At 64.3% G+C, this 23,848-nt stretch carries 18 protein-coding genes; 8 read left to right on the forward strand and 10 right to left on the reverse strand.

From position 1 onward, the window contains the following. Positions 1-13: 13 nt before the first annotated feature. The gene (locus WBP07_RS28320) at positions 14-730 is read left to right on the forward strand and encodes a GntR family transcriptional regulator (protein WP_395396568.1); all 717 of its coding nucleotides are present in this window, start codon (positions 14-16) and stop codon (positions 728-730) included. 90 nt (positions 731-820) lie between these two features. On the opposite strand, the gene WBP07_RS28325 is transcribed toward WBP07_RS28320, so the two are convergent. Continuing rightward, positions 821-1,762, reverse strand: a complete 942-nt coding sequence (locus tag WBP07_RS28325) for a GGDEF domain-containing protein (protein WP_395396569.1) — start codon at positions 1,760-1,762, stop codon at positions 821-823. 288 nt (positions 1,763-2,050) lie between these two features. Here WBP07_RS28325 and WBP07_RS28330 point away from each other — a divergent pair, with 288 nt between their 5' ends. Genes WBP07_RS28330 through WBP07_RS28340 form a run of 3 tightly spaced genes read left to right on the forward strand, consistent with a single transcriptional unit; the run spans position 2,051 to position 6,305 of the window. Next, on the forward strand, positions 2,051-2,734 hold the full coding sequence (locus tag WBP07_RS28330; protein WP_395396570.1) for a response regulator transcription factor: 684 nt from the start codon (positions 2,051-2,053) through the stop codon (positions 2,732-2,734). Next, positions 2,731-4,059 carry a FecR domain-containing protein gene (locus WBP07_RS28335; RefSeq protein ID WP_395396571.1) on the forward strand — a complete coding sequence of 443 codons (1,329 nt, stop codon included), beginning with the start codon at positions 2,731-2,733 and terminating at the stop codon, positions 4,057-4,059. Before WBP07_RS28330 ends, WBP07_RS28335 begins: the two co-directional genes overlap by 4 nt. Further along, positions 4,056-6,305 (forward strand): CHASE2 domain-containing protein, encoded by a 2,250-nt coding sequence (locus tag WBP07_RS28340; RefSeq protein ID WP_395396572.1) that lies wholly within the window; start codon positions 4,056-4,058, stop codon positions 6,303-6,305. Before WBP07_RS28335 ends, WBP07_RS28340 begins: the two co-directional genes overlap by 4 nt. A 97-nt stretch (positions 6,306-6,402) precedes the next feature. Here WBP07_RS28340 and WBP07_RS28345 read toward each other — a convergent pair whose 3' ends face one another. The 5 genes from WBP07_RS28345 to WBP07_RS28365 form a co-directional block, all read right to left on the reverse strand. Further along, the gene (locus WBP07_RS28345; protein ID WP_395396573.1) at positions 6,403-6,942 is read right to left on the reverse strand and encodes a hypothetical protein; all 540 of its coding nucleotides are present in this window, start codon (positions 6,940-6,942) and stop codon (positions 6,403-6,405) included. 138 nt (positions 6,943-7,080) lie between these two features. After that, complete coding sequence (locus tag WBP07_RS28350) at positions 7,081-7,884, reverse strand: sterol desaturase family protein (RefSeq protein ID WP_395396574.1); 804 nt, start codon at positions 7,882-7,884, stop codon at positions 7,081-7,083. Positions 7,885-8,227: 343 nt separating this feature from the next. After that, positions 8,228-8,905, reverse strand: a complete 678-nt coding sequence (locus tag WBP07_RS28355; RefSeq protein WP_395396575.1) for a TetR/AcrR family transcriptional regulator — start codon at positions 8,903-8,905, stop codon at positions 8,228-8,230. Between the two features lie 74 nt (positions 8,906-8,979). Then, positions 8,980-10,185 (reverse strand): phytanoyl-CoA dioxygenase family protein, encoded by a 1,206-nt coding sequence (locus WBP07_RS28360; RefSeq protein WP_395396576.1) that lies wholly within the window; start codon positions 10,183-10,185, stop codon positions 8,980-8,982. A 448-nt stretch (positions 10,186-10,633) separates the two neighbouring features. Next, positions 10,634-11,545: a LysR family transcriptional regulator gene (locus WBP07_RS28365; protein ID WP_395396577.1), complete on the reverse strand. Its 912-nt coding sequence runs from the start codon at positions 11,543-11,545 to the stop codon at positions 10,634-10,636. A gap of 143 nt (positions 11,546-11,688) precedes the next feature. Here WBP07_RS28365 and WBP07_RS28370 point away from each other — a divergent pair, with 143 nt between their 5' ends. The 4 genes from WBP07_RS28370 (at position 11,689) to WBP07_RS28385 (ending at position 17,829) form a co-directional block, all read left to right on the forward strand. Beyond that, complete coding sequence (locus tag WBP07_RS28370) at positions 11,689-12,837, forward strand: TIGR03364 family FAD-dependent oxidoreductase (RefSeq protein WP_395396578.1); 1,149 nt, start codon at positions 11,689-11,691, stop codon at positions 12,835-12,837. Further along, positions 12,834-13,679 carry a phosphonoacetaldehyde hydrolase gene (phnX, locus tag WBP07_RS28375; protein ID WP_395396579.1) on the forward strand — a complete coding sequence of 282 codons (846 nt, stop codon included), beginning with the start codon at positions 12,834-12,836 and terminating at the stop codon, positions 13,677-13,679. Before WBP07_RS28370 ends, phnX begins: the two co-directional genes overlap by 4 nt. After that, positions 13,676-15,010, forward strand: coding sequence for a DUF5690 family protein (locus tag WBP07_RS28380; protein WP_395396580.1), 1,335 nt, complete (start codon positions 13,676-13,678; stop codon positions 15,008-15,010). The genes phnX and WBP07_RS28380 overlap by 4 nt, the downstream gene beginning before the upstream one ends. A gap of 203 nt (positions 15,011-15,213) precedes the next feature. Beyond that, positions 15,214-17,829: a TonB-dependent receptor gene (locus WBP07_RS28385; protein WP_395396581.1), complete on the forward strand. Its 2,616-nt coding sequence runs from the start codon at positions 15,214-15,216 to the stop codon at positions 17,827-17,829. 141 nt (positions 17,830-17,970) lie between these two features. Here the strand turns inward: WBP07_RS28385 and WBP07_RS28390 are convergent, their stop codons facing one another. The 4 genes from WBP07_RS28390 to WBP07_RS28405 form a co-directional block, all read right to left on the reverse strand. Continuing rightward, a complete protein-coding gene (locus tag WBP07_RS28390; RefSeq protein ID WP_395396582.1) occupies positions 17,971-19,605 on the reverse strand; it encodes an alkaline phosphatase D family protein in 1,635 nt (544 codons plus the stop codon). A 91-nt stretch (positions 19,606-19,696) separates the two neighbouring features. Beyond that, a complete protein-coding gene (locus WBP07_RS28395) occupies positions 19,697-22,486 on the reverse strand; it encodes a TonB-dependent receptor (RefSeq protein ID WP_395396583.1) in 2,790 nt (929 codons plus the stop codon). 195 nt (positions 22,487-22,681) lie between these two features. Then, on the reverse strand, positions 22,682-23,413 hold the full coding sequence (locus WBP07_RS28400) for an SDR family NAD(P)-dependent oxidoreductase (RefSeq protein ID WP_395396584.1): 732 nt from the start codon (positions 23,411-23,413) through the stop codon (positions 22,682-22,684). Then, complete coding sequence (locus WBP07_RS28405; RefSeq protein ID WP_395396585.1) at positions 23,410-23,823, reverse strand: hypothetical protein; 414 nt, start codon at positions 23,821-23,823, stop codon at positions 23,410-23,412. Before WBP07_RS28405 ends, WBP07_RS28400 begins: the two co-directional genes overlap by 4 nt. Positions 23,824-23,848: the final 25 nt, after the last annotated feature.

Consider the following 23,848-nt stretch of genomic DNA (forward strand, 5'->3'; position numbering starts at 1 on the left):
CCGAAACCAAGCCATGGACGATCAAGGGGATTCCTGGCCGCAAGGCGATGGCCGGTTGAAGCCAGGTCAGCACGTCATCATCTCGCTGCGGCGAATGATCGTGGAGGGGGCGTTTCGCCCCGGCGACCGGATTGCGGAGATCGCGACAGCGGAAACGCTAGGCGTCTCGCGCATGCCGGTGCGGACGGCCCTGCGCGCGCTGGAGGCGGAAGGACTGGTGGAGAAGCTGGGCGCGCGGGGCTATACACCGCGCGCGATCAGCTCGGCCGACGTCCATGGCGCCATCGAAGTGCGCGGCGTGCTGGAAGGGCTGGCGGCGCGGCGCCTGGCTTCGCGGGGATTGACCGCCGCAGAGGAAAAGCGCTTTGCCGACTGCCTTGCCGAAGGCGAAGCGATCTTCGCCAGCGGCACGTTGGGCCACGGCGATGTCGATCGTTTTCACGACTACAATCTGTCGTTTCACAACCTGATGGTGGAGGCCAGCGGCAATTCGTCGATAAGCCAGGCGCTGGCCCGCAACGATCATCTGCCGTTCGCCTCCGCCGTTGCTTTCACGCTGGATGAGGAACCGGCGAACGAATTCGCCCATCTCCGGTCGGCGCACCGAGAGCATGAGGCAGTGGTCGCGGCGATCCGGCGCATGGACGCGGAAGCGGCGGAACGCGCAATGCGCGATCATGCGCGCGCGGCCCTCAGCAGCGAACGACCGTTCCGCCGTTTCGTCGGCTAGAGCACTTTCCGATCCGATTGCATCGGATCAACTGCTCTAAGTTTCTGGTTTTCCGCGTCATCAGGTGATTCCACCTGATTGGAAAACGCTCTAGAGTGCCGGATTGGCGGCCCCGTTCCGCTCTTCCGGCGGGAAGGGGTGGAACCGGACCGTATTTCGTCCCTGCTCCTTCGCTTCGTAAAGCGCCCCGTCCGCAGCGGCTATGCAGCGGGCAATGACCTGGGCGTCGATCTTCCGATCCTGCAGGCCCGCCACCACGGTGACGCCGATGCTTACAGTGACATGGCCCGCGCCGGTTTCGGGATGGTCGATGTTCAGCGCCGCGATCGAGGCGCGGCACCGTTCCGCCACCCGCATGGCAGCTGGAGCGTCCGTGTCGGCCAGCACGATCACGAACTCCTCGCCGCCGTAGCGCCCGATCGCATCATCCGTCCGCCGTCCGCATTGGCCGATGCCGTGGGCGATGGCCATCAGGCATTCGTCGCCGGCGACATGGCCGAAGCGGTCGTTATAGGCCTTGAAGCAGTCGATATCGATGACCAGCAGGGCGACCGGACGGTCATCGCGGCTGTTGCGGCGAAGTTCCTGCCGGATCGCGCATTCAAGGCCCTTGCGATTGAGCAGGCCGGTGAGGTGGTCGATCCGCAAGGATTCGATCAGCCGCCGCCGCGACTGGCGCAGGCGGTTCTCCACCCGGGCCTCCCGCGTGACGTCGGCGGCGCAGACCATGATTTCGGCCGGCTTGCCGTCCCAGTCGTACGTCGCGCTGAAGGCCAGCACATACATGCGCCCGCGCCAGGAAATGCGGAATTCGGGAAGCGGCCTGCCCCGTTCGGCCCGGCTGTAGCGATCGCGAAGCACCGGCGCGATATCGGGGAACAGGCTGGTGATGCAGTGGCCGTCCAGTTCGCCCACGCTGAGGTCGACGATCCGCGCCATCTCTGCATTGACGAAGACCACGTGCCAGCTGCGATCGAGAATGCAAAGCGCGAAGGGAACGGAATCGAAATACCGGCCGATGACGTGCCCCATGCTCCGGCCCGATCCGGGACATGGATCCGGAGACGGCAATTTGGAGGGGTGCGCAATCAGGTTCACGCCGGCAGCTCTCACCATCACTTTTTCGTGTTCCTGTCAGGTTCGAATGAGTGAGGAACCGTGATGATCGGGCGGCGTGGGGATGTCATGTAAAGGAGTGCAAATTCGTCATCCGCGTGCAAAACATTGTAAAATGGCAATCGAACCGCTGACCGGCCGTCACTTCGCTGGTATGCCCCGCCGTGTCGACAATGACCTTGCATGGGTACGCGCGGAGCACGAATGCGAATTGCAATCCTGGAGGATGACCTCGCGCTCGCAGCCTATGTCGAGAAATCGCTGCTGGAGAGCGGCAACAGCTGCGTGATGTTCACCGATGGCCAGAAGCTGCTCCACCACCTTTATCGCGAAAATTTCGACATGCTCATCCTCGACTGGAACGTGCCGGGCATGTCCGGGATCGAGATCCTGCACTGGATGCGCGACAATCTGGATACCCGGCCGCCCTCGCTGATGCTGACCAGTCGATCGGCCGAAGAGGATATCGTCGAAGGGCTTTCGGCCGGGGCGGACGACTATGTGGTCAAGCCGGTTTCGCCCGCCGTTCTGCTGGCGCGCGTGAACGCCGTTGCCCGCCGCGTCTATCCGGAGCCTGCGAACACGGTCGAGACTTTTGGCGCCTATCGGTTCGACAGCCGGGCGGAAACCGTGGAGGTGGAGGGGCGGCCCGTGGCGCTCACCGCCAAGGAATTCGGGCTGGCGATCCTGTTGTTCCGGAACATGAACCGTGCGCTTTCGCGCGCCTATCTGCTGGAAACGATCTGGGGCGTGAAACCGGACCTGCCGACGCGGACGCTGGATGCCCACATTTCCAACGTGCGAACCAAGCTCAATCTGCGTCCGGCGAACGGCCTGAAGCTGACGCCGATCTATTCCTACGGCTATCGGCTGGAAGCTCTGACGTGATTTCGCCCATCGTTTCCCGCACCATTTCGCGGGCTGTTGCCCCGCTCGCCCTGGCGCTTGCTCTATCCGTCTGCCCGGTGGCGCTCTGGGCGAAGGAACCGTCGCAATTCGTCGAATACCGGGTGAACCGGAACGACACGCTCTACGCGCTTGCCCGTCGCTATTTCGCCGATCCGGGCAGGTATGCAGAAGTGCAGCGGCTCAATCGCGTTGCCAATCCACGCCGCATGCCCGTTGGCCTGGTGCTCAGGATTCCGCGCAGGCTGCTGCGGCAGGAGCCGATCCCGGCGGTCGTCCAGAGTTTCAAGGGGGACGTGCTGGTCGGTACCCGGGGCGCGGTCATCGGCATGACCGTGCGCGAAGGCGATCTGGTCGAGACGGGCGAGCGATCGTTCGTCTCGCTGCGGCTGCCCGATGAAACGACCGTGGCCTTGCCCGCGCGCACCCGGATCCGCGTCCAGCGCCTGCGCCGCACGCTGCTGTCCGAATCCGTGGAGCGGCAGTTCGCGGTCCAGTACGGCCGCGCAACCGGCATCGTCACGCCGATGACGGACCCGGCCAGTTCCTTCCGTTTCACGACGCCGCACGCGATCACCTCGGTACGGGGAACCCGGTTCCAGGTGGGATACGAACCGGCGGGCGGAAGTTCGAAAGTGGAAGTGGTGGAGGGCAAGGTCGCCTTTCGCGAAGGCAGCGAAAGCGAGCAACTGGTTCCTGCCGGGTTCGGCAGCAGCGATCGGCTGGCGGCGCCCGTGGCCCTGCTGCCGCCGCCCGATCTGGCCGATCCCGCCAAAGTGCAGGACGATGAACAGCTGTCCTTCGCCCTGCGCCCCATGGCGAATGCGGTGGGCTATCACTTCCAGATCGCCCGGGATGCCGGTTTCATCGATGTCATCGACGAGACTTATGCGGATACGCCGACCGGCGCGTTTCCCTCGCTTCCCAACGGCAGTTACTTCGTGCGCCTGTCCGGTATCGACGGCAATTCGCTGGAGGGCGAGCCGGCGGTCTACAGTTTCGAACGCCGCCTCAATCGCCTGCGCACCAGCCTGGAACAGAGCCGCGCCGGCCGTTACCGCCAGTTCCTGTTCCGCTGGCAGGCGCCGGACGTGAAGGCCGCGCAATATCGGTTCCAGCTGTCCCGCGCAAAGGACGGATCGGACCCGGTGGTAGACCAGACCGGCCTTGTCGATAGCTTCTTCATCGTTACCGACCTGCCGGGCGGCACGTATTACTGGCGGGTGATGAGCATCGAGGCGGCCGACGGGAAAGTCTACACCAAGTGGTCGGCGACCAGCGAATTGAGGGTCGGGGAAGCCAAGTGAATCTTGCGGCTCGCCTCAGGAGCCAATGGTGGATCATCGCGATCCTGGTGAGCGTGCTTGCGATCGGCCTTGCCCGGGGTGAGGCTTTGTCCCGGCTGGACAATCTGGTCTACGATCATCTGCTGCAGCTGGGCCGGGAGACGCCGGAACGGGACATCGTCCTGGTCGAGATCGATGACGAGAGCCTGTCGCGCTTTGGGCGATGGCCGTGGCGCCGGGATCTTCATGCACAGCTGATCGACCGGCTGGGCAAGGCCTCTCCCGAAATCGTCGCCTACGACACGCTGTTTACAGAGCCCAGCGATCCGGCTGACGATGCGAAGCTGGCCGGCGCCATCGCGCGCACGGGCAATGTCTTCGTTCCGCTGTTCTTCGCGCCCGCCGCCTATCCGGGCGGTCCTGTCGCCATCGTCGAGCCGATTCCCGAGATCGGCGACGCGGCAAGGGGCATCGGTTTTACCGATTTCCTGGTCGATCCGGATGGCGTCGTGCGCTCCGTCCCGCTCGCGCTCCATTCCACGCCGCCGCGTCGGCATCTCATGGAACTTGTGCGTGAGGCTCTGGAACCCTGGGCATTGGCATCGGGGCAAGCCGATCGGGGCGAAATGGTACCGTTCACCGGAAGCGAGCGCTGGCGCCGCATTTCCGCTGCCTCGATCCTGGACGGTGCGGTGCCGGAGGCGACGCTGCGCGACAAGATCGTGCTTGTGGGCATCACCGCGACGGGGATCGGTCCGCGTTATCCGGTACCGGGGCGGGGCACGATGTCCGGCCTTGAAATCGATGCGCAGCTTTTGCGCGGCCTTCTCGATCATCGGATGATCGCGAAAGCCGGCCTAGGCCCCCGGATCGTTTTTGCCATCGTGCCGCTCTGGCTGCTGATGCTGGCCATGGGGCCGTTCGCGCGCCTCTCGCCTACGGTCTGGCTGCTGGCGCTGTCGGGTACGATTCTTGCCGTTTCCACGATTGCCCTGTTCTGGTTTCGCATCTGGCTTCCGCCGGGCGCGGCCCTCCTGTCCATCGGCATCGCCTTTCCGGTCTGGGGCTGGCGCCAACTGGCCATAAGCGAGGCGTTCATGCGCCGCGAATTGCAGGGCCTGCGTGCCGATCCGGCAATCTTGCCAAGGAGCGTGGCCCCGGCCCGACAACCCGCGCTGACTTCCACCATCGCGCTGCTGGAAGCAGCGATCGCCGAAAACCGCGACATGAAGCACTTCGTGACCGACCGGCTGGATCAGCTGCCCGACGCAACGCTGGTGACCGGCGCGACCGGCCGCATCCTGTTCGCCAACCGGTCTGCCCATGCCCTGTTCGGCGATGAGGCGGTTCGCACGCAACCCGCTGCCAGCGCGGTCGCGATCCTGTCCCGTTTCACGCAAGTGAACTCCAGCGAGGCGCTGACTTTCCCTTCGCAGCCGGGAGAGAGCGCGCTCAGCTATGACGCGATGACCAGCGACGGGCATTACTATGCGCTCCGTTTCGCGCCGCAACGATCGGTGGCGGGGAATTTTACCGGCTGGATCGTCCAGTTCATGGACGTTAGCGAGGCCAAGGCCACCCAGCGCCAGCGGGACGACATTCTCGAACTGTTGACGCACGACATGCGCTCTCCGCAGGCATCGATTCTGGCGGTGCTGGAAACCGCGCCGGCAGAGAACATCGCGCCTGAGGAGGCGCGGCGTATCCGGCACTACGCGGAACGCACGCTGGGTCTGGCGGACGGCTTCGTGCAGCTCGCCCGCGCGGAGTCCCTCGAATACGCGCTGGAGGAAGTGGCGCTGGGGGACATGGTGACCGATGCGATCGACGATCTTTGGCCGCAACTGACCGCCAAGTCGATCACCATCGATACCAGCGAAACCGAGGAGCGGCTGATCGTCGAGGTGGAACGCTCGCTGGTCACTCGTGCCCTGATCAACGTGCTGGGCAATGCGATCAAGTACAGCGGGCCCGGCAGCCACATCCGCTGCACTCTGGCGCTGGAGGCTGGCGCCGATGGCGAACCGCGCGCTTCCTGCGCGATCGCCGATCAGGGGCCGGGCCTGGACGAAGAGCACAAGCACCAGATATTCGATCGCTTCCATCGCGGTCCACTGCGCGCGGGCCGCAGGGCCGATGGGGTGGGTCTGGGGCTGAGCTTCGTTCACACCGTGGTCGTGCGGCACCGGGGAGAGATCCGCTGCCACAGCACGCTTGGCCAGGGCACGACATTTACGTTCGTTCTTCCGCTGGCGGGCAGGGGATGACCGGGCGGGGCTGACGGGGAGGAGGCTGGCTGGGACGAGCTGGCTGGGACGAGCAGGCTGGGACGAGGCTTGCTCGTCCCGGTGTCGGGTCCCCGAGCTATCGCGAAGCAGCGCCCGTTGCAGCCGGCGCCGCGCCATTGTCGAGCGTGCCCGCGACGGCTTGCGCGATCCGTTCGTCCGTTTCCGGCTTTCCGTTACGCCGCTGCTCGGACACGATGACGCGGTAGAGTTCCCGTCCGGTCGCGCGGTCGGACAGTGTGACTGTCGCCACGCGCAGGCCGATGGAGCGCGATGGACTGGGCGCCACCAGCCACTGCGCCTCCGCGTCCGGATTGCCGTTCCCCACGAACAGCCCGGCCTTGCCCGGTACGCGTGAGGTGGTGATCTGTGCAAGGTAGGTGCCGTGATCCGCGGGCGTGAACCCTCTTGCGACAAGCTGTGCAGCGATCTCCTGCCCCAGCGCTTCCGTTGGCGCCGTTCCGCCGGGAAACTCCAGCGTTCCGGGCGGCGGCAGCGAGCCGAGCGTGGCGACTGCCGGCGGTGGAGTGCCCGTGCATCCCGCCAGCGCGCCGAGCCCGGTCAATGCCAGCCCCGTCATTGGCAGCCCCGTCAGAACCGTGGGGAAACGAAATTTCATAGCCTGTCCATGCCGTTCGTCGTGTTTGGGCCGAGACGCAGGTTCGCCGCCCGGCCCCATCGCCTTGCCGGAACAATCGCACCCATGGCAACCGGAGGAGTAGGGATTTTACAATTGCCGCCCCTCGGCCGAGGCGGCTCATTCGGCCGCTTCGGCAACCTCGGCACTCGTCACAGAGGCGGGTGCGGGCCGGCGCTGCTGCGCGGCGCGCTGCTTGACCGCGTCGAAATCGGCTTCGTACTTCTTGCGCACGGTTCCGCACAGATAGTCCCAGATCGTCGTATATCCGCCGTAGTTGCCGGTGAAATAGCGGTGATGCTGGTCATGGAACGTGGCGGTGATGAACCACTTGGTGGCCCAGCTGCGGTTCCACCAGCGCGGCAGGAATTCGTAGCCAGAATGGACGTAGAGGCCCATCACGATGTTGGTCGGCAGGATCAGCGCCAGCGTGGCATCGTGAACGGAGAAGACCGTGAGGAACAGCGGCACGAAGCCGCCATTGATGATCGATTCCAGCGGGTTGACCGAAAGCGTGGTCAGCAGGTTGGGGGAGGTCGACTTGTGGTGCAGCTTGTGGACCCAGCTATAGAATGGCTCCTTGTGCATCCAGCGATGCAGCCAATAGAAGTACGTGTCGAAAAGGAAGAAGTAGGCCACGAACTCAAGTGCGATAACCCACCAGGCGGCGGGGGCGTGGTTGAACGTGATCCAGCCATGGGCCTTCAGCCATCCGGTGCCAAGGCCGATTGCCTTGCCCGAAACGGCCAGCGTCACCACCGCGATAATGGCCTCGTTACGGAAGATCTTCCATTTGAACCCGCGCGGCTGGATCTTGCGGGCCTTGAAGAAGCCCGAAACCACGCCTGCCGCGATACCGACTGCGACGAAGGCCCAGAGCCACAGCGTAAGGGCGCGCTCGCCGCTGACAAATGCCTCGAACATCTCGGTCCCTCAGGAAAGCGCGACCGCGAAGGCAAGGACGTGGGCGGTGACCGCGAGAAGGCTGGCAAAGGCGACGGGGGTGATGTGAGCGGGCAATGGCTTTCTCCTGTTTCGAGACCGCTTCTGGATCTCGATCCTACAGACCTGACATTGCGCGACTGGCCGGCAACCGACTCTACGTAACGGGCGGGAAAAATCCGCGAACCCGGCAAAAAACCTTGAGTTTTCCCGTTCGCGCAGCGTGGATGGGCAGCGGAAGTCTGCGTGAACCGTTCACTCAGGCTGCATTGGGCAGTGGGTCGGGCGTATTCTGGCCGAAATCATTCGGCCTCATGCCGAGACGCTACCAGGCGTCGATCCCGCGCATCATGACGTCGATGACGTATTCGGCCTCGGTCCGTGCCTCTTCGGAAGTGAGTGGATCGTGGAGCCGGCGCACGCGCAGCCAGCCGGAAATGATGGCCATCAGAAATTGGGCAATGCGCTCCGGATCCTTGGTATCGACGCCCGCCTGGGGCCCGTAACGGGATATCTCCCCCGTCAGGAAATCGACCATGTGGCTATATCCGAAGAAATCCACGCCGACATCTCCGGGCCCTCGCCCCGCTGCGCTGAGCATCAGCCGCGTATAAGCGCGGACTTCCGGTTTCGTGCTCCATTCGAACATGATCGCGGTGTGATTGACCATGCGCGCGCGGAAATCGTTGCCGAGCTTTTCAGTCAGCGGGGTCGTCACCTGAGACCATGACGCCACGCGGCTGGCAAGGACGGCGTTCAGCAGCGCCATCTTGTCCGGATAGCGTTTGTAGAGCGTGGTCTTGGGAATGCGGACGGCATTGGCGACCGCCTCCATCGAGACGCCGTCGAAACCGTCCCTCAGGAACATTTCGGAGGCCACGGCAACGATCGCATCGGTGATCGCGGCCGACTGTTCCCGCGACGGCCTCCCCCGCCCGACAGGCCGCTTGGGTCGCACGGCGGAGGTTTCGCTGGCGGCAGCACCGGGCTTCGCTTGGTTCACACGATCGTTCCTCTCGTCAGTGCCCCTCCTTAACGTGGAGTCACTGCGCGACAAGCAACTCCCTCACTTTCCGATCAAGGCGCGGAACCGCGGATCAGGTCGTTCACCCGTTCCCGCAATTCGCTTACGGATGTATCGATCAGGCGGCCGGCCAGCGGGATCTCGGTGTACATCACCCTGCGTTCCTTAGAGGCGGGCGCGGTTGCCTCATGCAGGGTGCACGACAGGTGCACCGTCATGTCGCCGGGCTGCGTCGTCAGCGCCACCACGGGGAGATAGGGCGCCGCCTTGGCGATCTCTACCGGCATCGCCAGGCGGTGAGAGCCTGCAACGACGCGCAGTTGGCCGTTATCCCTATTCGAAGCGGAGATGGCCACGCCGATGGTCATCCGCGCACAGGCATAGCTGTGACGGCCAAGATGACAGTCGCGGTGAAACGAGAGATCGGACGGGCCCGATACGACGTTCACCGGCTTGAACAGCGCCTCGATGATCCTGCCTTCGACGGGTTTGCGGGCCAGTTTCTCGTCGCCCTCCAGGATTCCGACCATCTTTTCCCAGATCGGGCCCTTCAGCAGTTGCGCCGTCGAAGGCGAGCGGTCGACGAATTCCTGCATGCGCACGCATGTGCGGGAGCCATCCGAAAGCTCGGCCCACCACGACTTGCCGTCGCCTTCGGCATAGTGCGGCCGGGCCGCGTCCATCTCTGCCGAGATCGATCCGATCAGTGACGGGTCGACCCACCCCCGCAAGTGCGCGAAACCGGCTTCGCGCAGGAAATGTGCGATATCCGCCGGATCGTCGTCCATCGCGAAGCTCTGTTCGAGGTCCAGCGGCTTTCCGTGCCTGTCCCGGAATGCCAGGCCGGGATCGACGAGGGGCCAGCCTTCGAGAATGGCGATCCAGAGAGAATCCCAGACCGACACGTCAAGCAGCGATCCATTTCGGAATTCGAAGTTCCTGGCGGTCATCATGCCATTGAAACTGAGCTGGTTCTGCGTCCAGTCGGTAAATTGCTGTGCGCTCAGCGAAACGACCAGCGCATCGGGAACCTGACCGGCAACGAGGGACAGCGTGCCGTCAACGGGGACGAGGGACCATGCCGCGCCGCCGACCTCGATCGTGAGCGGGCGGGCGCTCAGAGCCTTGTAGCCGGCTGCGGCAACCGCACCGTTTTGCGCGAGGTAGGCGGGCAGCGTCGTGGTGAAGAAATCATCGGGCGAGACGACGGCCAGCCGGTCCTCGTCTCGGCGCGTGCGACGGTCCAGTTTGAAGCGCATTCTATCCTCCTCCATCCCAAAAACGGCGCCTTTCCGGTCTGCCTACCGATGTGTCCGAGCCTGTCGGGGACCTCGCCGGCGGGTTCCGGTTGCCGCGTCGGCACTCCGATTGTTTCGTTCGTGCAAAGTTATAAACAACGATGCGTATTTTTTGATAGGAAGAGACGGTCGGTGTCAAACGGTTTCGGGCGGGCTTGGCGGCCGGCCGGGGATGTCGGGCCGGAGATCGGCCACGATATCTTTGAAATCGCGATAAAATATGGGGGCGCCACCGGGGCGATGCCGACACCGGCCCAGGTTGAACAACTTGGGGCCAACTCTGGCAGAACGTTCGATGTTGAACCGGACTGCGGGCGCGATTCGCCGGCAAGGCACCGCCGCGTGGCGTACATCGCCTGCTCTACAGCGGTTTCGGCACATTCCCGCTCCGCTGAAACGCGGTTGGGAACTAAGCCCCGGCTTTGTCCTGCCGGGACGGCCCTTGCCTCGACATTTCCTGCGCGATCGCCATGGACTGGCGGATCAGCGGCATGCGCCTGCGCTCCGTGCGCACGGCGAGATAGCCCTTCACCTCGATCAGCGAAGAGTCGGTCTCCAGCGGCACCATGCGGATGCGGCTGTCCGGCGGGCATTCCTTTTCGAACATCAGGCTCATGCCCAGCCCCTGCGCCACCGCCTCGCGGATCATTTCGCGGGTGTGCAATTCCATCGTCTGGCGCGGGGCGAGGCCCTCCTCGGCCAGCAGGCGGTTCATTGCCGCCAGCGTCCGCGAGGCGCCTTCGCGGACCAGGACGACCTCCTCCCCGATCCGCGCCAGTGGTAGGCGAGCCAGCCCGTCGTCGGGCCAGGATGCGGGGAGGATCGCGACCAGACGGTCGGTGTAGAGCGGGGTGTAGGTGTAGTCGCTCTCGATCGGCGGTTCGCAGATGATGCCGATGTCGATCTGGGCCTTCAGCAGCAGTTCGTTGGTCTGCATGGCATTGGCGATGGTCACGCGGAAGTGGGCGTTGGGCACGGCGGCTTTGAAGGCGGCCATGAATTCGGCGGCGCAGGGCGGCGAGTCGGTGCCGAGGCGCAGCAGGGCGCCGGAATCGATGTCATCTTCGCCCAGCAGCGCACCGATTTCGTCGGCGATGCCGAACAGGCGCTCTGCCTTTTCGTAGAGCGCGCGGCCTGCCGTCGTAAGGGTGAGGGGCGGGCGCATGCCTTCGATCAGCTTGACCTTGTAGCGATCCTCCAGCGCCTTGAGCTGCTTGGACAATGTCGGCTGCGAAATGTTCAGCCGCCGCGCCGCCTTGCTGACGCTGCGTTCGGAGGCGACCGCGTAGAACGATCGCAAGTGCAGGAAATTGACGCTCACCGAACCCTCTTTTCTCTACCCCGCGCCCCTGTCGAGTTGCCGCCGTCTATAGTCGTCATTCCCGATATGCATTGGCCGGAATGGCGCGGCGGGCGCACATCGCCTGTGACGCACGATTGTTACAGGACGGTCACAGCAGAGCCATGTCAGGCATTCTTGGAAATTTCGACGTCGCGGTGGTTGGCCGCGGCATAGTGGGTCTGGCCCATGCGCTGGCGGCGGCGCGGGCGGGCAAGCGCGTGGTGGTGATCGATCGCCATGCCCGCGCCACCGGCGCCAGCATCCGCAATTTCGGCTTCGTCACCGTGACCGGGCAGGAGCGGCACGACATGTGGCCGCTGGCCCGCCGCGCCCGTGACGTATGGGCCGAAGTGGCGCCGCGTGCAGGGATCGCGATCCAGCAGACCGGCCTTGTCCTGCCCGTGCGCCGTGCCGCCTCCGCCGCCGTGCTGGAGGCTTTCATGAGGACCGAGATGGGCGAGCAGTGCCGCCTGCTTTCGGACCGCGAACTGCGTGCGCTCGATCCCGAAACGCCCTTCACTGCCAGCGAGGCGGCGCTGGTCAGCCCGCACGAATTGCGGGTGGAAGCGCGCGAGGCAGTGCCGCTGATCGCGCAGTGGCTTGAGCGTGACATGAACGTGACCTTCGCGGCACCTGCGGCGGTTATTGCCTGCGAGCAGGGCCGGGTGGTGACGAGCGGCGGCGAATATCGCGCCGAAAGCATTTTCGTCTGCCCGGGCGACGACCTTAACGCCCTGTTCCCCGAAGTCATGGCTGAGCGCGAAGTGACGCGCTGCAAGTTGCAGATGATGCGTCTGGCCGCCCCTGGATACCGCCTGCCGCGTCCGGTGATGAGCGACCTCGGCCTCGCCCGTTACGAAGGCTATTCCGCGCTGCCCGAGGCGCAGGCCCTGATCGAACAGCTTTGCGTCGAGCAGGGGGCGCAGCTCGACGCCGGGGTGCACCTGATCGTTGCGCAATCGGCCGACGGTTCGCTCGTCGTCGGGGACAGCCACGATTACGGCGATGCGCCCGATCCGTTCCATCACGAGGCGGTCGACCGCCTGATTCTGGACGAATTCCAAGCCGTGCTGGGCAAGGCACCGCCGGCGCTGGAGTGCTGGGTGGGGGTCTATGCCTCATCGCCCCGGCAGAACTGGTTCACGCGAGAGGTCGCCAATGGCGTCCATGTCACGGTGGTGACGTGCGGCGCCGGCATGTCCACCGCCTTCGCCATCGGCGAGCGGGTGGTGGGCGCGGCGATCGATGCCCCCATCAAGGAGTTGGTATGATGTCGAAGATTGTCGCAGTCTTGTTCGACTGGGCCGGAACCATGGTCGATTTCGGTTCGCGCGCACCGGTCATGGCGATGGAGCAGGTGTTCGGTCAGGCCGGCGTGCCGGTGGGTGAGGCGGTGATCCGCCGCTACATGGGGCAGGCCAAGCGCGAGCATGTGATCGCCATCCTGTCCGAGCCGGAGATTGCCGCGCGCTGGCGCGAGGCCAACGGTGCGGACTGGACCGAGGCCGATGTCGATGCGCTGATGGTGCGGCTGGAGCCGGCGATGCGCGAATGCGCGGGCGTGTGCCGCGATCTGATACCCGGCGCGGCGCGCGCAGCCGCCAGCTTGCGGGCGCGCGGCATCAAGGTGGGATCGACCACCGGCTATACCCGCACGATGATGGCGGACATCATTCCCGCCGCCGCAGAGCAAGGCTACGCGCCTGACGTGATCGTCTGCGCCGGGGAGACCGCGCAGGGCCGCCCGGCGCCGCTGATGCTGTGGAAGGCCATGGTGGAGTTGGGCGCCTGGCCCGCCGCCGCTTGCGTGGCGGTGGACGATGCGCCGGTGGGGATCGCGGCTGGCCGCCACGCCGGGATGTGGACCGTCGGCCTCGCCGGATCGGGCAACGGCGTGGGCCTGCCCCATGGTCAGTTCGCGGCGCTGGACCGGGCCGAGCGCGTATCGCTGATGCAGCCGGTGATCGCCGCATTCGTGGAGGCAGGCGCCGATTTCGTGATCGAGAGCGTGGCCGATCTGGACCTTGCCGTCGCCGCCATCGAACAGGCGCTGCGCAGCGGCGCGAAGCCGGGCGCGGCCCCCGCGCTGTTCCTGGGCGAGTTGGTCGCGTGAACACGCTGGCGGCGGAGAACCTTGCCGACGTGGAGGGCGCGCGCAGACATCGCTCTTTGCGCGAATGGCTGGCCGATGGCCATCCCTGGGCGCTGGCGCTCTATGGCGGGCTGGTCAGCTTCGCCGCCTATTTCTCGATGTACGCCTTCCGCAAGCCGTTCACGGCGGCAACTTATGCCGACGTGCCCGGCTGGGAAGGGCTGGTCGATTTCAAGATTGCGCTGGTGATCGCGCAAGTGGCCGGATACGCGCTTTCGAAGTTCATCGGCGTCAAGGTCGTGTCCGAAATGGCGGCCTCTCGCCGGGGCATCGCCATCGTCGGGCTCGTCGCCTTCTCATGGGTGGCGCTGCTGCTGTTCGCGGTGCTGCCGACCCAGTGGAAAGTGCTGGCGCTGTTCCTGAACGGGCTGCCGCTGGGCATGATCTGGGGGCTGGTGTTCGGCTATCTGGAAGGGCGGCGCACCAGCGAAGTGCTGGCGGCGATCCTCTGCGCCAGCTTCATCGTCTCTTCCGGCGTGGTGAAGTCGGTCGGCCTCTGGCTGATGACCACGCTGCATGTAGGCGAGTTCTGGATGCCTGCCGCCACCGGTCTTGTCTTCTTCCCGCTGCTGCTGGTGGCGGTGATCGGACTGGCGCAACTGCCGCCGCCTAGTGCCGAGGAGGAGGCGGAGCGCATGGCCCGTCCGCCGATGCCTGCCGCCGCCCGCCGCGCCTTCCTGCGGGAATACGGCCCCGGCGTCGCCTTGCTGGTGCTAGCTTATGTCCTCTTCACCGCGCTGCGCGACTTGCGCGACAACTTTGCAGCGGAGATCTGGAGCGAGCTTGGCTACGCGGGCGTTTCGGAAGTCTTCACCGCCAGCGAACTGCCGATAGCGGCGGCGACGCTGCTGATCCTCGCCAGCCTAGTACTGGTGCGGGACAATCGCCGCGCGCTGATGGCGGTGCACGCCATCGTCATGCTGGGCGCGCTGCTGATCGGGCTTTCCACGCTGGCCTTCCAGCTTTCCTGGATCGCACCGCTGCCGTGGATGATCCTGTCCGGCCTTGGCCTCTATCTTGGATACGCGCCGTTCAACGCCATGCTGTTCGACCGGCTGGTGGCGGCCAGCCGAAGGGCGGGAACGGCGGGTTTCCTGATCTACGTGGCCGATGCCTCCGGCTATGCAGGCAGCGTGGCCCTCACCCTGTTGCGCAACGTGCCGGGGGTGGCGGTGGACTGGCTGCACTTCTTCATCTGGCTGGCCTACGCGTCGGCCGCCCTGTGCCTGACGATGATGGCGGCGTCAGCATGGTATTTCCGGGTGCGACTGAAGAATGCGGGCATGAAATAAGTTTTATTCCAAGAATATTTCGTGTGGAACCCCGCCGGACTTTGGTTCGGCGGGGCTCTCTTGTTTTTCTGAAGCAGAATAATTCGCGTCTATTGCTGCGATGCATCCAATGAATTGGTCGCTGCGTCACAAGTCATGTCAGGGAGCGCTCCGGGAAGTGGCCGGTAACGAGAGTGTTCCGGCACAGTAATCGGGGAAGCGCAATGTCCAGATTCGTTTTCATGTCCACGCTCACTGTCGGGGCAAGCCTTGGCGCGATGCTCGTCGCGGGCACTGCCAATGCCGCTGCGACCGAAGTTGCTGCCGATCCGGCCGGAGCCGCTGCCGAAGGCGCATCCGGATCAGAGATCGTCGTCACCGGCACGATCGTCGCGGGTGAGATGAAGTCCATCGCCCAGCAGCGCCGCGCGGACAACATCGTCAACGTGCTCAGCTCGGACGGCATCGGCCGCCTGCCCGATCGCAACGCCGCCGAAGCCGTGCAGCGCCTGCCCGGCGTCGCCATCGAGCGCGATCAGGGCGAGGGCCGCTTCGTCGCCGTGCGCGGGTTGCCGTCGCAGTGGAACTCTACGCTCATCAACGGCGATCGCCTGCCGACGGCGGAGGAAGAGACCACCAGCCGCGCCACGGCGTTCGACTTCTTCCCGTCCGAACTGATCGATCAGGTGGTGGTTTCCAAGGCGGTGACGCCGGATATGGAGGGCGATGCCATCGGCGGTTCGGTGAACTTCATCACCAAGACGGCGCCGGACAAGCGCACGCTGCAACTGACCGGCGGCGTCAACTATGGAGAGAAATCGGGCAAGGCGGGCTTTCTGGCCAGCGGCGTCTATGGCGATCGCATCGGCCGCTTCGGCTTCGTTCTTTCGGGAACATATTACAAGCGCCAGTGGGCAACCGACAACTACGAGCCGCGCCGCGGCGCGGACGGCGTGGGCATTACCCGCCTGGAACTGCGCGACTATACCGGCGTGCGCGAGACGAGCGGCATCAACGCGGCGATGCAATACGATCTGGACGATGGCGGCAAGATCTATGCTCGCGGCATCTACGGATCGCTGAACGATGACGAGACGCACTACAAGCACCGCTATCGCTTCGACAAGGACCGGATCGAGCAGCAGAGCATCTTCAACACCCTGATCACCCAGCTTTCGGGCGGCGAAGTGGGCGGCGAACACATGCTGGGCGGCCTGCTGGGGGATGGCGCGAAGTTCGACTGGAAGGTGTCACACTACGAGAATCTGTTCCGTTACGGCAACACGCCGGACAAGCAGGATCACAGCTACTTCGTGGTGCGCTTCGACCAGAACAACGTCGGCTATCAGGGGCTGGAGGATCGCGGATCGGGCGATTACGCCTACAACACCGTCGATGGCGGCACCGATCCGGCCGATGCGATCAGCAACCACCTGCCGTCCGACTTCGCGATGGACCCGGCAAAGATGTCGCTGGCGAACGTGGAACTCTACAAGATCCGCGTGAAGGAGACCGACCGCATCGTGCTACAGGGCAACCTGACGGTGCCGGCTGGGGACACGCTGACTTTCAAGCTGGGCGGCAAGTACCGCGACAAGAAGCGCGAAGCCTCGTTCTCCGATCTGTTCTACACCTGGAACCCGGCGGCAGGCCCGGTGCCGACACTGTCGCAGTTCCCGCTGATGAACCAGCCCACCCGGAATGACTATCTGGACGAACTGGCGATCGGTTCGGCTTACGCCCGCCAGTTCGGACAAGTGGCCAGCGAGAAGGATCTGGTCGCCTGGTATCTCGCCAATCGCGGCAATCTGGTGCTGGACGAGGGCGAGAGCGCGACGATGGAAAACGGCGGCGCGCTGGGCCGCACCTTCACGCTCTATGAAAAGCAGGCGGCGGGTTATGCCATGGGCACCTGGAACCCCACGCCGGACTTCACGCTCGTCGGCGGCGTGCGGTTGGAATACACGAAGACGACCGTGGACGGCCACGTGCTGATCAACGACGCGCTGGAGCCGACGCGCAGTTCGAACGACTACCTCTCGGTGCTGCCCTCGCTCAATGCAACCTACCGTATGGGCGACACGCAGGTCCGAGCGGCCGTGACCCGCACGTTCGCAAGGCCGGACTTCGGCGACCTTGCCCCCGGCGGCGCGTTCAGCGAGGCGGACCTCGAATATCAGGGCGGCAATCCGGACCTGAAGCCGACCTATTCGTGGAACGGCGACCTGATGGTGGAGCACTACTTCGGCAACGACGGCGTGATCTCTGCCGGTGCGTTCTACAAGCGCATCTCGAACCCGATCTACGACACCCGCCGCGTCGGCACCTATCGCGGGATCGAGGGCGTGACCTTCCTGACACCGGGCAACGGCGCCACGGGCGACCTCTATGGCTTCGAATTCAACGTGCAGCGCCGGCTTAGCTTCCTGCCCGGTCTGCTCTCCAACCTGGGCGTCAATGCCAACTACACGCTGATCCGCTCCAGCTTCACGCTCCCCGACGGGCGCGAGGTGCGGGTGCCGCGCCAGGCCAACAACCTCGCCAACGTGGCGGTCTACTACGATGACGGCCGTTTCTCCGCCCGCCTGGCGATGAACTACAAGGGGGCATACATCGAGGAATACGGATCGGATGCGGACAGCGACAGCTACTACGGTGCCTATACCAGTCTCGACCTGACGATGAACTGGAAGGTGACGGACAGCGTCACCCTGTTCGGAGAGGCGAGCAACCTCACGGACCAGAAGCTGAACTACTATCTGGGCAACAACCAGCGGCCGCTGCAGGTCGAATACTACGGCCCGCGCTTCATGCTGGGCGTGAAGGCCGCGATTTTCTGATCCATGCCCAAACGCCGGGCCGCTTCCGATGGCGGTCCGGCGTTTGGGTTGTGGCTGAAAGAACAAGCGAGGCTCCCGCCTTCGCGGGGGCGACGCGGGTGAGGGCCGGACCAGCCGTTCGGGCCGACCGGCCTCGCGGGATCAGGTGCGGTGCAGGCCGGGTTTGCCGTTCTCGATCGCGAAGCGGGCGTACGTGGAGAGCTTGCCGCCCGGCGTGCTCACCTTGTCCACCACCTTCAGTTCGCCGATCCATTCGCCCGGCGTCACGTCGCACAGCAGGTATCCGCGCTGGTCGGTGGTGGCCTTCAGGAAGGAATTGTCGGCCCGGACCTGGCGGCTGTAGGCATCGCTATCGCCTTGGCCGTCCGCGCCGGAGGTGATCGAGGTGGCCAGGAACTCGCTGGAGATCACCTTGCCGTTCCCCCCCGGTGCGTCCGCATCCTGAACCAGATCGCCGGCGTAGTGGCGGTGGGCGTCCCCCGTGACGTTGACGACATTGCCGGGGCAGCGCTTCTCGATGCAGTCCAGCAGGCGGCGGCGGTTGGCCATGTAGCCGGGCCATTGGTCCATAGAGTAGGTCGCGCCCTTATCCGCGCCCTTCTTTACCGGCTGCTTCTTCTGGTTGAGGTTCATCACCATGACCTGATGCGCGATCAGGTTCCAGCGCGTGTCCGACGCGCCAAGCCCGTCGTAGAGCCACTGTTCCTGCGCCGCGCCCATGATGCTGCGCTCCGCAAATGCCTCTGGGCCGAGAGCCGCCAGCGTATCGCCATAAAGCTGGTCGGCGCGGTACTGGCGGGTGTCGAGCACGAAGGCGCTCATCAGGTCGCCATAGCGCGCGCCGCGATACATGCGCATGTGGCTGCCCTGCGGCATGGAGGCGCGGCGCAGCGGCATGTGCTCGTAATAGGCCTGCATCGCCATCGCGCGGCGGAACAGGAAGACTTCGGGCGGGGTGCCGTCCTGATCGAAGTCGCTGGCCCAGTTGTTGTCCACCTCGTGATCGTCGAAGCTCATCCAGAACGGGGCGGAGGCGTGTGCGGCCTTGAGGTCGGCATCGGACTTGTAGAGCGCGTAGCGGCGGCGATAGTCGTCCAGCGTGTAGATCTCGCCGCCGACGTGCCGGCGCATCCCGTCATAACTGTGGCCGTTGACCTTCAGCGGCCCTTCGCCGTGGTCCGCGCCTTCGTAGATGTAGTCGCCATAGTGGAACACGAAGTCCACCGGCTCCTCGGCGATGTGGCGCCAGGCGGTGTAGAGCCCCTGTTCGTAGTGCTGGCAGCCCGCCGCCGCAAAGCGCAGCCGCTGGACCTTGGCGCCGGCGGCCGGCAGCGTGCGACTGCGGCCGACCATGCTGTTCTCCCCACCGACATGGAAGCGATACCAGTAGGGCCGGTCGGGCTTCAGCCCGGCAACCTCTACGTGGACGGAGTGGGCCAGCTCGGGATGGGCCAGCGCCTCTCCCTTGGCGGCGACAGTGCCGAAATGCTCGTCCTCCGCCACTTCCCAGGCGACCGCGACCGGCTTCAGCGCCATGCCGCCATAAGGTTCCAGCGGGTGCGGGGCCAGGCGGGTCCAGATCACGAAGCCGTCGCTGGCGGGATCGCCCGAAGCGACGCCCAGAGTGAAGGGATCGGTGCCGAACTTGGGATCGGCCAGCAGATTGCGCGGATAGGCGCCATCCTGCGCAAAGGCGGCGAAGGGAAGGCCCCCGATCAGGCCGACGCCACCGGCGCCGAGCAGTTGGAGGGCGTGGCGGCGATCGAAGGGGCGCATGGAGGGGCTTTCCAATTGGTATCTGTCTGAAAGCACCGCACTAGCGACGCTTTCAGACAGATTTCTTTCAGGCAGGTTCGCTCGAAGGCGATCAGCGGATGATCAGGTGGATGAAGGCGGTGCGGCCATAGTCGTCCACTTCGGTGTAGTACTGCAGCTTGTCGCCCATCAGCCACTTCGGCTTCTCACCCAGCACGTTGTAGAATTCGTACTTGAGCGTCGCGAAGGAAGTGACCTTCTGCGTCAGGCTGAGATCCAGCGTGCCGTATCCCGCGCGGCCTTCGTCCAGCCACGGCGATGCGCCCACGGTTTCCAGATACTTGCCGCGATAGTTGTAGCGCGCGGTCAAGGCGCTCTTCAGGAACGGCGTGTGCCAGGTCATGCCCGCATTGGCGAGGATTTCGGGCTGGTAGAGCATGCGATCGATGCGGCGGGTGCCGCTGTCGCTCTCTACGTCCATGCGGCCCTTCATCCAGGTCACGTTGGCGAACAGGTCGAACTTCTGGCCGGCGAAACGGATACCCTTGTTCTCGATCCGCCCCTCGATACCGAAGATGCGCGAGCCGGAGGCGTTCAGCGGCTGGCTGATCTTGTAAGTGGTATCGTCCACCGTGGTATAGCTGGTCAGGTCGTAGATATCGTCCGCGATCCACTTGGCGAAAGCGCTGACGCCGAACAGGCCCTTGCTGCCGTTGAAGCCCTGCGTGAACGTGAAGTCCAGGTTGGTGGCGCGGCGCGGCTTCAGGTCGGGGTTGCCCTGGCTGATCGTGCAGCCTTCGCCGCCATCGTCGGTCTCACCGCAGCTGACGCTGCGTGCCTGCGCCACGTCGCCGGGGGTGGGGCGGCCGATGGTGCGGCTGATCGATCCGCTGACCACGCTGCGCTTCGCCAGCTTGTATTCGGCCGAAAGCGAGGGCAGCGCGAAGTCGTAACCGCCGCGATTGCGCGTCATCCCGTCGATCGCCCCGTCGGAGACATAGGGCGTATCCGCCGTGAAGCGCGTGTGATCGAAGCGCACGCCCCAGACCAGCGCCAGCTTGTCCGTGCGGTAGTGCAATGCCGCGTAAGGAGTCAGCGTCGTTTCGTTGTAGCGATAGTCGGAGATCAGGCTGTCATAGGTGGAATTGGCGGTGTCCACCGTCAGGTCGGCCATCTTGTCCACGAAGGTATCGCTGATCCACGGCATCGGCCCGATCGCGCCCAGCGCGGTATAGTCCGGCGTGAACAGATAGTTCGTCATGTCCATGCCGGTCTTGTACTCGGTCTCGTCCAGGTTGCGGCGCAGGATCAGGTTGCGCCATTCCGCGCCCACTGCGAAGCCCATGCCGCGATCGTCCTCGTCCGCGTTCCACGTATAGTCGACGCGGGCATTGCCCATGTCCTCCCGCGCCACGCGAAACATGTCGTAAGCGGTGCTGAGGGCATAGGCCGTCTTGGTGGGATCCAGCACGCTCGCATCGCTGAGCGAGGTGATGTAGGGCAGGTTGGCGATCCCGCCGTTCGATGCGTAAGTCAGATAGGCGGACTTGGGATAGGCGCGTGCCACGATCGAATACTGGTGGTTGTCGTAAAGCGCCTTGTTGTAGCCGCCGCGGATTTCCAGCACGCCCTGGCCCGCTTTCCACGACAAGTCGCCGATCACGCCAAACAGCCCACGGTTCCAGTTGTCATGGCGATAACGCGTGTAGATAGAGTTGATCTGCTGGCGGCCGCCGTCCTCGGTCTGGTCGTAGACTGCGCTCTTGGTGTAGTAGTCCTGCTTGTTCATGGTGGAATCTTCGTAGCGACGACGCCCGAAGCCCATGATCGAGGCATAGAGGCTGTCGTCGGGCGACTGCCATTCCAGCTTTGCCGATCCGCCGTATGACCGTAGGGTGTTGGTATAGCTGGCATATTGCTGGTCGTAAGGGACGATCAGCCCGTTCCAGTTGGGATCTTCCGGGCCCACCAGCTTCTTGCCGGCATCGCTGAAGTAATACTTCGTGCCCTGCCAGAACTTGGCGGAGTTGCGGATGCGCTTCTGGTATTCGCCCGAGAGCACGATGCCGAACTGGCCGCCAGGGCCGAAGCGGTTGCTGATCACCCCTTTCACGCCCTGGCCCCAGTGCGCGCCGGATCCGGTGATGTCGTTGATGTGCGCGGGGCCCCGGTAGGTCGAATAGATGCCGTTCAGGTCGATCACCTTGTAGACGCCGTCATGATCGAAGGCGCTGCGCGTGGCGACATTGACCACACCGCCAATCGCGTCACCCGGAAGTTCCGGCGTGAAGCTTTTGTAGACTTCGTTTCCCGCGCTCATGTTCGAGGGCAGGAGTTGAAGGTTTACCTGTCGCGATCCGTCACCGTCCGACCCGATCGAGGCGATCGACAGGCCATCGATGGTGGTGGCGTTGAGGTCGGCGGATATGCCGCGGATCGAGATGAAGCGCGGGGTATCGCCTTCCTCGATGCCGGTCACGCCGGGCAGGGTGACAAGCTGTTCCACCACCGAACCGTCGCCGCCGGCCAGGGTCGCCACATCGTCGAACCGCACGGTATCGACCACGGCGGTGGCCTTGCGCGTCATGCGCGACTGGGCGCGCTTGGCTTCAACCACGATCGCGCTGCCGTGCAGCGGTGCGGTGTCCGCCGTGTTCTCGCGGTGCCCCAGCGTGATCACGGTGCCGTCGATCGAGATCACCTCCAGCCCGGTGCCGCGCAGCAGCCGGCCCAGCGCCTCGTCAATGTCCAGATTGCCCTTCACCGCATTGGTGCGCTTGCCGCGCGTCAGCTGCTTTTCCACCAGCACCTGCACGCCGGCCTGGCGCGCGAAACTCTGGATGCCCGATGCGGCGGGCTGGGCGGGTACGTCGATCGATGCCGTCCGTGCCTCAACGGCCACGGGCGCGACGATTGCCGCAATGCCCGTTCCAAGCATCCATATCGAAGTACGCGAAAGCGAGAACATGAAACCTCCACCTGTTGCTAGGCAGGAAGAGGATCGGTTCGGAAAAACCCCTCACATATCGCGAAAAATATTTTCCATAACTATGTAGGGTCGGCCGATGGAGCGAACATCCGGCTAAAAATCTCTATTTTAGATCCGAGCATAGATACCGCCAGGCAGACTCTTCAAAAGCCAGCCCACCAGTCTCCAACGACGCGTGACATAAACGTGGGATTTCCGAAACCGAATGGCACGGCAGATTTGATCGGCGGCTTTATCGGCGGAAGCCACCCAGAACAAACCGTTCCCTTTTGCCATGGAAGTGTTCACAAACCCCGGTTTTACGTCCGTGATCGTAATCGGCATTTTCTTGTGGGCGGCATTCTGCCGCAATCCTTCAAGGTAGTTTGAAGCGAAAGCCTTCGACGCATTGTATGCCGGCGTGGCGCCGCCTCCGCGAATGGCCGCAACGGATGAGATGCCAACGAGGTGCCCTGAATGCTGTTTCACGAAATGCCGCATCCCGAAGTTTGCGGCCGCCGCGAACCCTGCGACGTTGACGGCGATAGTGTCGCGTTCCAGATCCCAATCCAGATTCGGATTGATATGGCCTATTCCGGCGCTGATCACGAGCAGGTCGAGGCCGCCTAGCCGTTCGACCAGCGCTCCCAAGCCGTTCAGAAGCGACGCTGTGTCCGTTACGTCAATAACTTCATAGTAAGAGGCTCCATGGAGTTCATCGACGAGAGTCTCCAACATAGCTTGCCGGCGTCCCGCTACGCCAACGGAGTAGCCCTGCCGGGAAAGATTGATGGCGAGCGCTCTGCCGATGCCGGAAGTTGCGCCGATTACGATCGCTTTCTTCGCAGTCAGTTCCTTCACGAGCATAGATATCGGGCTCTCTCGGCATTCGATTGAGGGTGTGTTGAGATCGCAGGTTGCAACCTGTGCCAGTACAGCGACAGCGGATAAAGCCGTACGCCGGCGTCGTCGAGCAAGTCGGCGCAGCGACGGATGACCGCGGCGAGGCAATGGTCGGCGGGGCGTAAGTGCTGTGCGGAGGCACGCTGAGAAGCGGCAAGCCAGGATAGCAGAGAAAGCTCGTCATCGCCGAGGTAGCCGTTGTCGGCTGCATGGATGACGAGCCCCTTGCGGCGAGCGAGATGGTTGAGACGTACGAAGGCGTTGTCGGGGTTGCCGTTCAGAAGCGGATCGTCCTCGCCGCGTAGGATCGCCAACACGCGCCGTTCGATCCGGGGGCGGCGTCGTAGAGATCGGCTGCTGTAGTTCAAATTCGATCTCCTAGCCGGGCGAGCG

It is taken from the genome of Novosphingobium oxfordense, from assembly GCF_044029435.1.
In the GTDB taxonomy this organism is placed as follows: Bacteria; Pseudomonadota; Alphaproteobacteria; order Sphingomonadales; family Sphingomonadaceae; genus Novosphingobium.

Bases quoted from the DNA above. Each gene is read 5' to 3' on its own strand.
- phnX (WP_395396579.1), top strand. From the start codon at position 12,834: ATGATGTCGAAGATTGTCGCAGTCTTGTTCGACTGGGCCGGAACCATG.
- WBP07_RS28345 (WP_395396573.1), bottom strand. From the start codon at position 6,942: ATGAAATTTCGTTTCCCCACGGTTCTGACGGGGCTGCCAATGACGGGG.
- WBP07_RS28330 (WP_395396570.1), top strand. From the start codon at position 2,051: ATGCGAATTGCAATCCTGGAGGATGACCTCGCGCTCGCAGCCTATGTC.
- WBP07_RS28370 (WP_395396578.1), top strand. From the start codon at position 11,689: ATGTCAGGCATTCTTGGAAATTTCGACGTCGCGGTGGTTGGCCGCGGC.
- WBP07_RS28385 (WP_395396581.1), top strand. From the start codon at position 15,214: ATGTCCAGATTCGTTTTCATGTCCACGCTCACTGTCGGGGCAAGCCTT.
- WBP07_RS28360 (WP_395396576.1), bottom strand. From the start codon at position 10,185: ATGCGCTTCAAACTGGACCGTCGCACGCGCCGAGACGAGGACCGGCTG.
- WBP07_RS28390 (WP_395396582.1), bottom strand. From the start codon at position 19,605: ATGCGCCCCTTCGATCGCCGCCACGCCCTCCAACTGCTCGGCGCCGGT.
- WBP07_RS28350 (WP_395396574.1), bottom strand. From the start codon at position 7,884: ATGTTCGAGGCATTTGTCAGCGGCGAGCGCGCCCTTACGCTGTGGCTC.
- WBP07_RS28320 (WP_395396568.1), top strand. From the start codon at position 14: ATGGACGATCAAGGGGATTCCTGGCCGCAAGGCGATGGCCGGTTGAAG.
- WBP07_RS28325 (WP_395396569.1), bottom strand. From the start codon at position 1,762: ATGGGGCACGTCATCGGCCGGTATTTCGATTCCGTTCCCTTCGCGCTT.